This window comes from Desertibacillus haloalkaliphilus (assembly GCF_019039105.1).
GTDB lineage: Bacteria > Bacillota > Bacilli > Bacillales > KJ1-10-99 > Desertibacillus > Desertibacillus haloalkaliphilus.
In genome coordinates, this window is the sequence record NZ_JAHPIV010000236.1 from 1 (window position 1) to 403 (window position 403).

The window sequence follows — 403 nt, forward strand, 5'->3', positions numbered from 1 at the left end:
CCTTTCCCCCTCCCTCTTCTTTCTTTCCCCTCTCTTCTTCTTTCTTTCTTTTCCTTTTTTTCTCCTCTCCCCTCTCTCTTTCTTCCCTCCCTCCTTTTTTCTCTTTTCCCCTTTCTCTTTCTTCTCCTCTTTCCCCTTCTCCCTTTTCCTCTTCCCTTTCTCCTTTTCTTCCTTTCTTCTCCCCTTCTCCCCCTCTCCCCTTTCCCTCTTCTCCTCTTTCTCCCTCTCCCTCCTCCTCTTCCCTCCTTCCTCCTCCCCCCCCTCCTTTTTCTCCCCCCTTTCCTTCCCCCTCCTCCCTCTCTTTCCTTCTCCCTCCCTTCTCTCCTTTTCCCTCTTCTTCTTTTTCTTCCCCTCTTTCTTCTTCTTCTCCTCTTTCCCCCCTCCCTTCCCCCCTCCCCTCCCT

Annotated in this window: 1 protein-coding gene; it reads right to left on the bottom strand. The window is 52.1% G+C overall.

The features are described from left to right. Positions 1–403 (bottom strand): hypothetical protein (locus KH400_RS29880; RefSeq protein WP_217228189.1); only part of this gene is annotated, 403 nt, incomplete at both ends.